The 286-nt window shown below is 72.7% G+C and carries 1 pseudogene; it reads left to right on the forward strand.

The features are described 5' to 3' along the window. Positions 1 to 219 (forward strand): annotated as a pseudogene (locus STRAU_RS41695) (phosphoenolpyruvate carboxylase); the annotation flags it as partial. Between the last annotated feature and the right edge of the window lie 67 nt (positions 220 to 286).

The raw sequence follows: 286 nt of genomic DNA on the forward strand, positions 1-286 counted from the left end.
CAAGCACGTCTTCTCGGTCATCGAGGCCGAGCACGCGCTCACCGTCGCCGAGGTCCTGCGCGTCACCGGCGGCGAGAAGCTGCTCGACTCCAACCCGGTGCTCCAGCAGACCTTCGCGATCCGCGACGCCTACCTGGACCCGATCTCCTACCTCCAGGTCGCGCTGCTCAAGCGGCAGCGGGGAACGGTGTCGCGGCGGGGCTGCGCAACACCGGCTGACCGCCGCCCGGTTCACGCCCGAGGGCCCCGCACCTGCGCCAGGTGCGGGGCCCTCGGGCGTGGACCG

Origin of the sequence: Streptomyces aurantiacus JA 4570, assembly GCF_000414115.1 — a bacterium.
Classification (GTDB): Bacteria; Actinomycetota; Actinomycetes; order Streptomycetales; family Streptomycetaceae; genus Streptomyces; species Streptomyces aurantiacus_A.